This window comes from Parvimonas sp. KA00067, from assembly GCF_001553085.1.
GTDB classification, from domain to species: Bacteria; Bacillota; Clostridia; order Tissierellales; family Peptoniphilaceae; genus Parvimonas; species Parvimonas parva.
In genome coordinates, this window is record NZ_KQ960145.1 from 112,168 (window position 1) to 126,262 (window position 14,095).

A 14,095-nucleotide genomic window follows, 5' to 3' on the forward strand; every position below is an offset into this window, starting at 1 on the left:
TCTACATACAGATAAAAAATTTACTATTTCTTTTCATCACTAAAATCTAACTAAGATTAATTTATTATATTAAATTTAGCAAAAAAAGTCAACTGCATTTAACTTTTTCTACATATAAATAACTTCATCAAATTTATCTAAAAAGTCTTTTTCTACATTATGTGTAATCATAATTATAGTTTTATCTTTCATTTCCAACAATTTATTACAAACATAATCTTCCATTACCTTATCCATCGCAGAAAAAGGCTCATCTAAAAGTAATATATCTCTTTCGGATATAACTGCTCTTAAATAATTTACAACTTGTTTTTCTCCACCACTTAACTCATTATTATTTTCTGATTTTAATAAAGTATCAACTTTATTACTTGGAATGTATTTATTGTCATTTTCTAAAACATCTTTATTGAAACTGTCAAAAATACTTACATTATCCCAAAAATTTTCAGAAAATATATGAGATTTTTGAGTTAAATACATTATTAATTGATTGCAAAATCTATAAGAAACTTCTTTACCATCAATAGTAATATTACCTTCAGTACAAGACAAATTACCATTTATTAGATTTAAAAGTGTAGATTTTCCCTTTCCACTTTCTCCAATAATAGCATATTTCTTATTTTTTTCAAATGTATGAGAAAAATTTTTGATTATATAGTCATCATATTTAAAACTAACATTATTACATTTTATATTATTGTCAAACTTTACATCTTCAATGCTTAAATTTTTATTTTTAGAAATTTCTAAAAGCATGTCATTCATAACTGTTTCTACTGATTTTTTCCAGCTTATCGCATCAATTACAGTACGAAGTGGAAACATAAAATTTTGAATATATGCAATGGTAGCAGTTGCTATCCCTGCTGTAATCTCTCCCTTATATAAGAAAAACGCCATAATTGCAAATGAAGATATATTAATCAAATACATAACAGTTCCATTTAAAACATTTACAAAAGTTTTAAACTTTCCAAAACTAAATCTACTGTCTTCCATTTCGTCAAGAGATTTTTTGTGATTTTTCTCTATGTTTCTATATGTAAAACAGTTTATAAAAGAATAACCACTTAATAAATCTATAATCTTTGAATTGTAAGATGCCGTATCATCAAGCAACTTTTTATTTTTTTCTGAAAATTTCTTAGCAGTTAAATTAGGTAAAAACAAAACAATTAAAGCGACTAAATATATTATAATTGCCATTTTGTAGTTTAACAAAAAGATATAAATAGCATAGATAATAAATGAAATTGAAGATTCAAATATTAGCATAACATACTCTAAATGCTCCTCACAAGCAGCAATATCATTATTTAATCTTGAATTGTAATCCCCAATACTGTTTTTGTCAAATTCATTGGGTTCTTTGCATATTATTACAGAAAACAATTCTTTTCTCATATACAAATTAAATTCTTTTTCAAGCCTCCAACTACTTCTTTGACTGATATATTGTGCTCCCATACCGATAATTACAAGAAGAGTAAATATTCCTGTAAGTTTAATAACATCATAAATACCATTACTGTAATTATCATCAACCATATATTTAACAACAGTAGGAAGTCCTGCTATTGCAAGTATATATACAAAATGGAAAAAAATTCTAAAAAATATGCTCTTTTTAAATTTTTTTAAAATTTTCAATTAACTCTCCTCCCGTACAAAAATAAAATATGTAAATCAAGCTAACTCTAATTATTATAAAAAAAGTGGCTAACATTAGCCACTTTTACCACTTTTAAATTTAATCAAAATATTAAATTTTTAAAATTAAACAGTCGATAAGACTACTTTAATTCTACAGTAGCTCCTACTTCTTCTAATTTAGCTTTCATTTGTTCAGCTTCTTCTTTAGAAACTCCTTCTTTGATAGCTTTTGGAGCGTTGTCAACTATTTCTTTAGCTTCTTTTAATCCTAATCCGCTTAAGTCTTTAACAGCCTTAACAACTTTCATTTTTTCTGCTCCAACTGATGCTAAGATTACATCAAATTCTGATTTTTCTTCTGCTGCTGCAGCTGATTCTCCACCTGCTACTGCTCCTACTACTACTGGTGCTGATGCAGAAACTCCAAATTTTTCTTCTGCTGCTTTAACTAATTCATTTAATTCAAGAACTGATAATTTTTCAATTGCTTCTAATATTTGTTCGAAATCCATAATATACCTCCTAAAATTTTACGCAACCATTAAGCTGCTTCTTCTTCTTTTTTCTTTCTTAGTGCATCTAACATATACACAAAATTTGATACTGGTGCCTTGAAACTTCCAAGTAACTTTGCGATAAGTACTTCTCTTGATGGAATATCTGCAACGGCTTTAACTTCGTTAGAATCTAAAATTTTTCCTTCTAAGATACCAGCTTTAATAACTAATTTTTCATTTGACTTAGCAAATTCGTTAGTGATTCTTGCTGCAGCTGTTAAATCTTCTCCTGAAAAAGCAACTGCGCTTGGTCCTTCTAAGTATTGACCGAAATCTTCAAAACCTAATTCATTAAAAGCTAATTTCATCATAGTGTTTTTGTAAACCTTATATTGAACACCAGCTTCTCTGTATTTGTTTCTTAATTCAGTAACTTGTTCAACAGTTAACCCTCTGTAATCAACTAAAACTAAAGAACCTGAACTTTCGATTTTTTCTCTGATTTCTGATACAACAGCTTGTTTTTGTTCTAAAACAAAATCTTTCATCTCTTTCACCTCCACAAAAGGCTACATATAAAAAAATCTCTACCAAGAGTAGAGATAAAATACAAAATAAAGTATTTCCACCTATGTAGGATTTTTAAACGAATGTCCCTACGGTCTTGGGTAGCCTATAAAATTAACATATATATTATATCATATTTCAAAATAAATGCAATACTTTTTTTAAAATTTTTTTCATATTTATTTTATTTTATTTTTGTGGTAGAATTATATATATAATTAATTAGGTGGATTTTATGTTAAAATATTTTTTAATTTTATTTATTTCAATGTTACCTGTTGTTGAGTTAAGAGGAGCGATTCCTTATTCACAAGCAATGGGTCTTCCAATTTTAAGTTCATATATAATTGCAATAATTGGAAATTTAATTCCTGTTCCTTTTATTTATTTTTTTTCAAAAAAAATTTTAATTTGGGGAGAAAATAAAAAATATATTGGAAAATTTTGTGAAAAACTTTTATTAAAAGGTCATAAAGCCGGAGAAAAAATCTTAAAAAAATCAGGAAAAAGCGGAACTTTAATTGCACTTGCTCTTTTCATCGGTATTCCATTTCCAGGAACTGGAGCATACACAGGAATACTTGCCGCAAGTATTTTAGATATTGATTTTAAAACAAGTTTTTTATCAGCGATAATAGGAGTAATTTTGTCAGGAATCATTATGTCAACAATTAGTTTTGGAATTTTTTAGGAGGACAATTTTGTTCTCCTTTTGTATTGCATAAATTTAAAATTTTGGTTATTATATAGGTAGATATTTTTATCTAATTTAATTTTGGAGGTATATTATGGATTTTAAAATTGGAAATTCCGGATTAGTTAAAGTAATTTCTTTATTTGAAGGAAATGAAATTTGTGGAATTAGTGAAGAATTAAAAAACTATGTAAAAGAAAGTAAACTTTTTAATGGAAAAAGAGGAGAAATTTTTTCAAATCTTGGACCAAATTCTGAAAATATAATTTTATTGGGATTAGGTAAAGAAGAAGAAAATTCTCTTGAAAATATTAGAAGAGCTTACTTATCACTTGGAAAAAGTTTAAAAGCAAATAATGTAAAATCTTGTAACATAGAAGTAAAAAAATTTGATGGACTTTGCTATAAATTAGTAGCTCAAGCTATGATTGAAGGTATTGTAAATGTTACTTATTCTTTTGATAATTTCTTAAAAGAAAAGAAACCTTGTTTTGATTGCGAAATATTTTTAAGTATTGTTGAAGACAAGAGAGAACATATTGAAAGTGGAATCGAAGAAATCAAAGCAATCATGGAAGCTGTATTTATGTGCAGAGATCTTGTAAATAGACCTGCAAATGATATTTATCCTGAAACTTTGGCAAATTTTGCTAAAGAAGAACTTGAAAAAGTTGGTATTGAAGTTGAAATTTTAGAAAAGAAACAAATAGAATCTTTAAAAATGGACGCATTCTTAGCAGTTGCTCAAGGTAGCGACCTACCACCTAAATTTATAATTATGAAACATTTACCAAATAAAGATGAAAAACCTATCGTATTAGTTGGTAAAGGTTTAACTTATGATTCAGGTGGATATGCAATCAAACCTGCTACAGGAATGGTTACTATGAAAACTGATATGGGTGGAAGTGCCTCTGTTATTTCAACAATGTATGCAGTAGGAAAAATAAATGTTCAAAGAAATGTAATAGCCCTTGTTGCAACTTGTGAAAATATGATTAACGGACACGCTTACAGAAATGGTGATATAATTTCTTCAATGAAGGGTTCAACTATTGAAGTAGTTAATACTGATGCTGAAGGAAGATTGACTTTAGCTGATGCTATTTACTATGGTGCTTCAAAATTAAATCCTGAATGTATAGTTGACGTTGCAACTCTAACAGGTGCTTGTATTCAAGCTCTAGGTTCAAGAGTTATCGGTACTGTAAGTAATAATGATGAAGTTTTTGCAAAAATTAAAGAATCTGCAGACTTTATGGGTGAATATTTATGGAGATTCCCTGTTTATGAAGAACATATACAAAGTGTAAAAGGAAAAGTTGGAGATTTGTTAAACTCAACAGGAGCAGGAAGTGGTGGTGCAATTACTGCCGGAGTTTTCTTAGAACATTTTGTTGAAAATACTCCTTGGGTTCATTTAGATATTGCAGGTCCTTCATTCTCAAGTTCAGCTTGGGGAACAAATCCTGAAGGTGCAAGTGGAACACCTGTAAAAACTCTTTATAACTTTGTAAAAAAATACAATAAAAAATAATTAAAAATTTAAAAATGGTATGCTTTTTGTAGCATACCATTTTTTAAAACTTAAATTTTCTTAATCTTAAACTGTTTAAAACAACACTTACTGAACTAAGGCTCATTGTAAATCCTGCAAGCATTGGATTCAAATATCCAAAGGCTGCAAATGGAATTGCAATTATATTATAGAAAAATGCCCAGAATAAATTTTGTTTTATTATCTTAAGTGTCTGTTCGCTAATATTTATTGAATTTAAAAGTGTATTCAAATTTCCATTCATCAAAGTAATATCGGCAGTTTCCATTGCAATATCCGTACCTGTTCCCATAGCAAAGCTAATGTCTGCACTTGCAAGTGCCGGAGCATCATTTATTCCGTCCCCTACCATTGCAACAATTTTTCCTTTTTTTTGCAATTCTAAAACTTTTTGAGATTTTTCATCCGGCATAACTTCATAAAGTACATTTTCTATTCCAAGTTTGTTTGCAACTTTCTTTGCAACTACTTCACTATCCCCTGTTATCATAAATACGTCAATATTTTTTTCTTTTAATTTTTTTACAATTTCAAAAGCATTGCTTTCAACTTCATCTTCTAAAACTACAAAACCGGAAAGATTGTTTCCTATTGAAATAAAAATTGTAAGTAATTCATTTTCTATATTTAATTCTAATTTTCCGATTTTTTCTTCAATAAATTTCTTTTTACCAATCAAAACTTCTTCATTATTATAAATTGCTTTAATTCCCATTCCTGCAATAACTTTTAAAGCTGAAATTTCAATTTCTTTTACATTTTTTTCTTTACAGAAATTAACTATTGACTTAGCTATCGGGTGGTCAGTATTTTTTTCTAAGGAATAAATTATACTTAAAAAGTCATCATCAGATAAATTTCCATTGTTTTTAATTTCGACAACTTTTAACTCTCCGGTTGTTAGAGTTCCGGTTTTATCAAAAATTATACTATCCATCTTATGAATTTTTTCTAGGACTTCTCCACTCTTTATTAAAATTCCATTTTGTGCAGCGACTCCTGTTCCTGACATAATAGCTGTTGGTGTTGCCAATCCAAGTGAACAAGGACAAGCTATAACCATTACTGCACAGCTATTTAATAAACTTGTTGTAAAATCTTTTGTAATTAAATATGTTATCAAAAGAGTTACAAGTGATGACAAAATTACTCCAGGAACAAAAAACGCAGAAATTTTATCTGCAAGTCTTTGAACAGGGGCTTTTTTTGTCTGAGCATTTTGAACCAAATCAAGTATTTTAGATAATACAGAATTTTCTACTGTACTCTTTACTTCAATTTTTAAAATTCCCTCGATATTATTGGTTGCTCCAATAACAGTATCTCCTATATTCTTTTCGACAGGAACGGATTCTCCGGTAATCATAGCTTGATTTACAGAACTATTTCCTGAAATAATAACTCCGTCAACAGGAATTTTTTCATAAGGCTTAACTAATACAATATCTCCGATTTTAACATCTTCAATATTCTTTTTAACCTCTTTATCACCATCAATTACAATTGCATAGTCCGCTTTTAAGTCCATCAATTTCATAATTGCCCCGAAAGTATTTGATTTTGCATTTGATTCAAAAAATTTACCAAGTAAAATTAAAGTTATAATCATTGCAGAACTGTCAAAATAAACATCAACGCTTCCTATTAAAACTTTATAAACTGAATAAAAATACGCCATTGAAGTTCCAAAAGCTATTAAAACATCCATATTTGTACTTTTATTTTTCAAATTTTTATAGGCATTTATATAATATCTTTTACCTACATAAAATTGAACAACACTAGCTAAAGCCCATTGAACATATCCATTCAACATAAACTTGTGCATATTAAACATATGGAAAAACATCGAAACCATAAGAGGAATACTAAAAATCAAAGATATTATCAAATCTTTCTTTAAGCCTTTAATTTCATCTTCATATATATTTTTTCTTACCTCTTTTTCCTTTTTTACGGAAATTTTAAACTTTTCTAAAACAGAATTAATTTCATCTAATGAAACAACGTCTTTTAGATATTTTATTTTTAAAATATCTTCCTCATCTTTTACCAAAACTGTATCTTTTTCTTTAAGCTCTGAAATTATATTTTCAATATCAGATAGTTTAAGACTACTCTTTTCAATCTTTAACTCATCACGTTTCGGCTTAAAACCAAGTCTTTTTATAACTCCGATGAGCCCTTCAACCTTTGCTCCGTCTACAACAGATACTGTAACAGTTTTGCTCATAAGATTTACAGAAACATCTTCTACAATCTTAAGTTTAGAAAGTCCCTTTTCAACTTTCATTACACAGGATTGACAAGTCATTCCGTCTACAAAAATATTAACTTTTTTGCTCAACAAAAGCACCTCCTAATGACATTTTTGAAATTAAAATCTCTAACAACAAGTCCATATCTCTACTCTTTGTCTTTATATCAGCCTCTACTGAATAAGCTAGATGAATATAATTACAAAGAGTTTCTACTGAAAAATTATCGCAAACGGAATACAATTTTTTACATTCATAATTTGAAATTTTAAGTTCTTTAGAAATATAGTCTATATGTTTTTGTTTTGACTTCAAAACTTTTACTCCCAAAAGATTTCTTATATATCTAACAATCATATAAAATGTAGAAAAAGAATCTTCTCCTGACTTTTTAAGTTCAATTAAAATTTTTATTGAATTTTTATAGTCTTTTTTAGAAATCATATCAAGCAATTTAAAAATACTATTTTCAAATTTATCTATTAAAATTTCATCAACATCTTTAAAATCCAATATTCCTTTTGAAAAAGAATCCGTTAGTTTTTTTACTTCATTTTCTACATCATATAGATTTTTTTCTCTACTACTATCTAAATACCCAATTCTATCGATAATATATTTTAATACAATATCTTTAACTTCGATATTTTTTGAAACAAATCTTTTTTTAATAAATTTAAAAAGTTCAATTTCATTAAATCGAGTAAGCTCAATATTATGACCTAAAATTGAAATTTCTTTATAAAATTTTCCACGAAAAGCAACGCTTCCCTTCATCACCAAAAGAAGAACTGTCGTCTTTGGGATTTTATTTATATAGTCGTACATATCTTCAAAAAAAGTTTTGTAAGTAGAAACACCACTTTTTGAAAGATTTACATTATTAACTATAATAAGCCTTTTATTGCTAAAAAAAGGCGCCGTTTCACAATCAATCTTTAGTTTTTGCAAATCAATTTTTGCAAAATCATACTCAGCATAATTCATATCGAAAAAATCTTTTTGAACAATTTTTTCTTCAAACAATTCTACAAATCTATCTATTAAAAAAATTTCTTCTCCACTTAAAACATATATTCCATTAAGCTCTCCATTTTCCAAGAGTTTCATCGCCTGTATATAATTCATAATTCCTCCTTAATAAAATCTAAATCTATAATTAAATCATTTTTTATTTTAATTAAAACGAAAAACGCAAATAAATACATTGTAATATTTAAAATATCCATAAAATAAAATTTTACAAAAACAAATATATTATCCTTTAAATCTCGAAAACCGATAATTTTTTCTTCAAATCTATCCAACTCAAGCATAATATTCCCTTGTAAATCCGTTCTAAAAACATCAATTCCTACCGATTTCATCCTACTTAAAGCATCTTTATGTGGGTGATTATATCTGTTTTTATATCCGCAAGAAATTATTGCGCTTTTAGGACTTGTTGCAAGTAAAAATTCACTCGAACTTGAATTTTTACTTCCATGATGAGGAGTCTTTAAATAATCACAGTCTATATCTTTTTTAACAAGTTGATTTTCCGTAAAAGCTCCAATATCTCCTGTAAAAAGTATCTTTTTCCCATTCACTATCGCTTTAACTAAAATAGATCTCTCATTTTCTTCTAAAGTATCTCTAGCCTTAAAAATTTCCAAATCCATATCTTTTAAATCTATTTTCGTACTATTTTCAATATCATAAATATTTTTTGCCTTAACTTCTCCATATTTTTTTACAAAATCTCTATATCCGTTTTTTCTGAAAAATAAATTTTTAATCTCCACTTCTTTGGATAAATAAGTCAAATTTTTGCAATGGTCAGCATCTAAATGTGAAATAAATACAAAATCCAGTCTTTTAACTCCACTTTTCTTTAAATATGGAATTAAAACGGATTTTCCGTTATCTCCATTACCAAAAGTGATACCACCTGTATCGATTAAAATATTGTTATATTTTCCTCTTATTAAGCAAGCATCTCCTTGCCCTATATCTATAAAATTTATTCTAACTTTATTTTCATAAAAACATGAAATATTTGTAAAAACAAACATAAGAAAAATAGAAGTAATTAAGAATTTCAAATTTTTAACTTTGAAATATCTTAAATTTATTCTTTCAAAGTAAATTAAAATTAAAATATATGTAAAAATCAAAAAAACTAAATTGTATTCATAAAAATTTATATTTAGATTAATATTTTTCAAAAATTCAACATTTATTCTTATAAGACTTAGCAAATTATTTACAAAAAAGCCTAAAATTAAAGATATTTTTAAACTTAACAGTCCAAATAATAACATAAAAAACGAAATAACTATACAAATCACAAAAATTGGCGTTAAAAATAAATTGCTAAAAAATGTTGTCAATGAAAATTTGCCAAAAACATATAAAATAATCGGTAAAATCATAAGAAAAATAGAAAAAGTCAACTTAAAAGATTTTCTTATAAAACTATCTCTACTTTTTGAAAAATATGGTAAAATTTTTATAATTCCAAAGACTGAAAATGTACTTAAATACAATCCAACATCAAAAATCATATATGGATTTATGAGTAAAATGATAAAAACAGTTAAAAATAAGTCATTTTCTCTGTCTTTAATCTTTCCAAAAAGAGAGGAAAAAATCGTGATAAACAAAAATATTTCTGCTCTTACAACACTTGCAGGATTTCCTATCAAACCAGAATACAAAAATATAAAAAATAAAATTATAAGCTCTCTAAAAATTCTTTTAAACGGTAAAAAAATCAAAATCTTACTTAAAACAATGTAAATAATTCCAATATGTAAACCACTAACTGCTAAAATATGAGAAAGTCCTATCTCTCTAACATCATTTTCAAAGTCTGTATCAAAACTGTTTGAAAGAAATATTTTTTTCATAATATTTGAATTTTCTACTGAAAGAGAATTGTCAAAAACATTTTTAACATAAAAATAAAAACTTCTCTTTAAACTTTGTTTTTCTCCAATTTTCTTAACATCTTTTGAATAAACATTAGAAAAAATCTTGTTTTTTAGATTAAATTTTTTATAATCAAAAAGTCTAGGATTCCCATTTGAACGTATTTCTGTAAGTTTTCCACTTACTTTTATAATATCTCCAATTTCAAATTGTTTCTCATTTGTAAAAAGTAAAATTTTTTCACAGCTTTCTACATTTTCAATACTTTTTAATTTAATTTCGTGTTTGTATCCATTTCCGTTAGAAACAAGAGTTGAATTTAAAACTTCTCCGGTCAAAGTAATCTTTCTATCAAAAAAATCTTTTAAATCGCTCTCTTTTTCAGCAAAAAAGCTAACAAAAAATCCTAAAGAAAACATCAAAAGAAATAATTTCAATCTATTGAATTTTAAAATATGTGAAACAAAAAACGCAAAAACAAAAATTAGAGCACAATAAAATTTTATAAAATGCTCAATCTTCAAAAAATAACAAAATAAAATTCCACATATCAAAGAAATTAAATAAAAAACAATATTTCTTTTCATACTTCCTCCAAAAACAAAATCATAAAACAATAAAATATTTTTCATAAATCCATAATTATTATATCATAATTCCTTTTTTATAATTAGATTTAGGTTATTATGATGAAATAATTATAGCTTTATCATAAGGCATAAATCCATAATTATTATATCATATTTTATACAATAAAAAAGCAGTACTTTTATTTACTGCCTTTCATCTCATACTCAATTATTTAATTTTTATAGCAACAATACTAATCTCCAATATATTTAATATATATTTGGCAAGGATTCCATTCATCCCATAAAGTTGGAAAAACTTCCAATTCCTTATATCCTACAGATTTATAGAAATTATTTGTTATATCATATTCTTTATAATGACCACTTTGAACAGTTTTAACTTGAGTATAAGTATAACCAAGTTTTCTTGCCAATTCTTCATAAGCATCATTTAACTTTGTACCAATACCCATTCTATGATAGTTTTTCTTAATTCCCATAACAAAAATATCTGCACAATCGGCACTTGTAGAGTTCAATACTACAAAACCTACTGCCTCATTATCCATAAAACATGCGATAAACGGTTTATCTTTAGAATCTGTAATATATTCTTCCATACTCTCAGGCATACCAAACCATTCAGTAAGATCATTTAGTATATCTCTAGATATTTTTTCCTTTTCTTTGACATCTACAATTTCTTTGATAATTAATTCTTTCAAATTAATAACTCCTTTAAATTTACTATTTTATAATTTTTGTAACAAATAACAAATGATTTGATGCTCCTAAAAGTTCTTTATTTTTACAATGATTAAAATGCCATTGTAGATAGTTTTCATAAGCCACATCACTCATTTTTTCAATTTTTTCAAATAATAATTCAGAAAAGCCATCAGATGCAATTATACTTTCTATCTTTAGTCCTGATTCTTCTAACAATCTCTTACTCTCATCAACTGTAAAGAATATAAAAGGTCTGTTCCATACTCTTTGAGTATTCTTATCATATGCACCATTTTCAAAATAATTAAAATTATAGTTTGTTTCCGTAATAGGTACCATATCATGATTTATAAATGCTATAAAAATATGTGCTCCATTTTTACAAACTCTAATTACATCATTTAAAGTTTTCAGTTGATCCTCTTTATTGGATAAATGATATAGTGGACCAAATAAAAGTACAACATCAAAATAGTTATCAGGTAATATTTCAAGCTCCAAAGAACTTAATTGCTTTGTTATAATATTTTTAAAATTATAATTTTTTAAATTTTCATTTAATTTCAAAAAATTATTTTCAGAAGGTTCAAAAGCATATATTTCAGAAACTTTATCAGCATAATTTATAGTATAAACTCCCGTTCCCGCTCCTATATCAAGCATTTTAGTATTAGAATTTATAACTTTATCTATCTCTCTTATTGTAGTAAATTTTTCCACCATTCCGAACTTACTTTTCAATCTTGAATCTTCATCAAAAAATTTATACAACATCTGATTTCTCTGTAAATCATCATCTATATTCATTACTTCATCAAAACTTAAATTCTTACTCATAAAAAACCTCCTGATAAATTTTTAATAGTATAACATATTATAATTTTAAAAACAAATTTATGATAAGAATCCCATCCTTTTATGATACTTCATATCCGGTGATTTTTTGAAAAACTTGTTATTTCACAATAAAAAAAGAGCATAAGCTCTTTAATCTATATATTTTATATTTCCACTTGCTGATTTTTTTAATCTATTCATTATTGAAAAACCTAGTCCTTGTTCTTCACAACCTTCAACAATAATTAAATCAACTTCTTTTTTGTCCAATTCTCTAAGACCTTTAAATAAATTTTGGGACATTTCTTCTAAGTTGTTAATTGAGCCTAAAGACAATATATTTTCATTTTGTATATTTAAAATAGTTTCATCAAATTTAAATATTCCAACTTTTAAATTTTCATTATCTTTTAAGATATTTTTAATTTCTTCTGATGATTTTTTTCTATCTTTTGCCACGATGACTAAAACTTTTGCCTTTGGAGCATAATGTTTATATTTTTGTCCCGGAGATTTAGGAATTGTATTTCCAGTTACAAGTGCATCGTCAATTAAAATTTCATCTTCGTATTTTAAAAAATCCTCTCTTGTATAGAATCCCGGCCTTAATATTGTATATGGTTTTTTAGTCAAATCTAAAACTGTTGATTCTATTCCAATATTACAAAGTCCTCCGTCAATTATTGCAGAAATTTTCCCGTCCATATCAACAAAAACATCTTCAGCTGTTGTTGGGGAGGGCTTGCCTGAAATATTTGCTGACGGTGCAGCTATCGGAACGCCACATTCTTCGATTAGACTTCTTGCAATTTCATTGCTAGGCATTCTAATTGCTACTGTATCAAGTCCACAGCTAACTCCGTTTGGTATTATTTCTTTTTTCTTCATAATTACTGTTAGAGGTCCTGCCCAAAAGTTGTTTAAAAATTCTTTTATTTCATCATTTAAACCATAAACTAAACTTTCCATCATTTCATAACTTGAAATATGTAAAATCAATGGATTGTCCTGTGGTCTGTTCTTTGCTTTAAATATTTTTGAAACTGCTATTTCTGATAAGCCATTTGCTCCAAGACCATAAACTGTTTCTGTTGGTATCGCAACAACTTCATCATTTAATATTAATTTTGCAGATTCTTTTATATTTTCTTCTGTAGGTTTTAGTATCTTAGTCATAAATTATTTCTCAATCCCTAAAGATTTTTTTGCTAAATGGTCTGCAAGGTCATTGTATTTATCATTAGAATGAGCCTTAACTTTTACAAATAAAATCTCTATTTCCTTTCTAAACTCTCTAATCTTATCTCTATATCCCATTGTGAGTGGCAAGTTGCATTTCCACTCTCCATTAGCCCAAGATGAAATTCCCTGATAATCATAAAAAATTATAATTTTTTTCTTTCCAAGCTTTATTGCCTCGCTAATCGCCCTAACCGAACCAAAAAGTTCTCCGGTTACATTTCTACTTTTTGCAACTTCAGGATTTTGTCCTTTACCATAGAGTTCAACAATATCATCTTTTAAAATAAGTACAACACCATATCCGTATTCTAAAGTATCTTTTTTATATGAGCCGTCAACATAAGCTATAATTTCATCATCACTTGTAATTTCAAATTGAAACTCTTCCGATTTTAATGCTATATTTTTATCATCTAAATATTCTTTAGCTTTATCCAAAGATTGAAAAGATTTATAAATCGCTCCAGAAAAACCTGCAACTTGTTTTTTACAGTCTTCCCAATTATTAAATATTCCTGTTGATTTTCCAACCTTAACTGCATAATATTTTTTAGCCAAAAATAACTCCT

12 protein-coding genes and 1 other annotated feature are annotated in these 14,095 nt (G+C 26.7%); of the genes, 2 read left to right on the forward strand and 10 right to left on the reverse strand.

The features are described from left to right. Positions 1-108: 108 nt before the first annotated feature. From HMPREF3181_RS02495 to rplJ, 3 genes are all read right to left on the reverse strand, one after another. A complete protein-coding gene (locus tag HMPREF3181_RS02495) occupies positions 109-1,656 on the reverse strand; it encodes an ATP-binding cassette domain-containing protein (RefSeq protein WP_068472636.1) in 1,548 nt (515 codons plus the stop codon). 143 nt (positions 1,657-1,799) lie between these two features. Then, complete coding sequence (rplL, locus tag HMPREF3181_RS02500) at positions 1,800-2,171, reverse strand: 50S ribosomal protein L7/L12 (protein WP_068472638.1); 372 nt, start codon at positions 2,169-2,171, stop codon at positions 1,800-1,802. 29 nt (positions 2,172-2,200) lie between these two features. Further along, entirely contained in the window at positions 2,201-2,704 is a 504-nt protein-coding gene (gene rplJ / locus HMPREF3181_RS02505) for a 50S ribosomal protein L10 (RefSeq protein WP_068472640.1), read from the reverse strand. A 21-nt stretch (positions 2,705-2,725) separates the two neighbouring features. Continuing rightward, positions 2,726-2,843, reverse strand: a sequence feature (ribosomal protein L10 leader region). Between the two features lie 115 nt (positions 2,844-2,958). Here rplJ and HMPREF3181_RS02510 point away from each other — a divergent pair. Both HMPREF3181_RS02510 and HMPREF3181_RS02515 read left to right on the forward strand, forming a co-directional pair. Further along, entirely contained in the window at positions 2,959-3,414 is a 456-nt protein-coding gene (locus HMPREF3181_RS02510) for a COG2426 family protein (protein ID WP_068472642.1), read from the forward strand. A 97-nt stretch (positions 3,415-3,511) separates the two neighbouring features. Next, positions 3,512-4,954 carry a leucyl aminopeptidase gene (locus HMPREF3181_RS02515; RefSeq protein ID WP_068472644.1) on the forward strand — a complete coding sequence of 481 codons (1,443 nt, stop codon included), beginning with the start codon at positions 3,512-3,514 and terminating at the stop codon, positions 4,952-4,954. A gap of 43 nt (positions 4,955-4,997) precedes the next feature. On the opposite strand, the gene HMPREF3181_RS02520 is transcribed toward HMPREF3181_RS02515, so the two are convergent. The 7 genes from HMPREF3181_RS02520 to HMPREF3181_RS02550 form a co-directional block, all read right to left on the reverse strand. Continuing rightward, positions 4,998-7,322 (reverse strand): heavy metal translocating P-type ATPase, encoded by a 2,325-nt coding sequence (locus tag HMPREF3181_RS02520; RefSeq protein WP_082713882.1) that lies wholly within the window; start codon positions 7,320-7,322, stop codon positions 4,998-5,000. After that, positions 7,306-8,361, reverse strand: a complete 1,056-nt coding sequence (holA, locus tag HMPREF3181_RS02525; protein WP_068472649.1) for a DNA polymerase III subunit delta — start codon at positions 8,359-8,361, stop codon at positions 7,306-7,308. Before holA ends, HMPREF3181_RS02520 begins: the two co-directional genes overlap by 17 nt. Continuing rightward, entirely contained in the window at positions 8,358-10,733 is a 2,376-nt protein-coding gene (locus HMPREF3181_RS02530; protein WP_068472651.1) for a DNA internalization-related competence protein ComEC/Rec2, read from the reverse strand. Before HMPREF3181_RS02530 ends, holA begins: the two co-directional genes overlap by 4 nt. 236 nt (positions 10,734-10,969) lie before the next feature. Beyond that, a complete protein-coding gene (locus tag HMPREF3181_RS02535; RefSeq protein WP_068472653.1) occupies positions 10,970-11,443 on the reverse strand; it encodes a GNAT family N-acetyltransferase in 474 nt (157 codons plus the stop codon). Positions 11,444-11,465: 22 nt separating this feature from the next. Further along, a complete protein-coding gene (locus HMPREF3181_RS02540; RefSeq protein ID WP_068472655.1) occupies positions 11,466-12,284 on the reverse strand; it encodes a class I SAM-dependent methyltransferase in 819 nt (272 codons plus the stop codon). Between the two features lie 150 nt (positions 12,285-12,434). After that, positions 12,435-13,460: an L-threonylcarbamoyladenylate synthase gene (locus HMPREF3181_RS02545; RefSeq protein ID WP_068472657.1), complete on the reverse strand. Its 1,026-nt coding sequence runs from the start codon at positions 13,458-13,460 to the stop codon at positions 12,435-12,437. A gap of 3 nt (positions 13,461-13,463) precedes the next feature. Next, a complete protein-coding gene (locus HMPREF3181_RS02550; protein WP_068472663.1) occupies positions 13,464-14,084 on the reverse strand; it encodes a ribonuclease H1 domain-containing protein in 621 nt (206 codons plus the stop codon). Between the last annotated feature and the right edge of the window lie 11 nt (positions 14,085-14,095).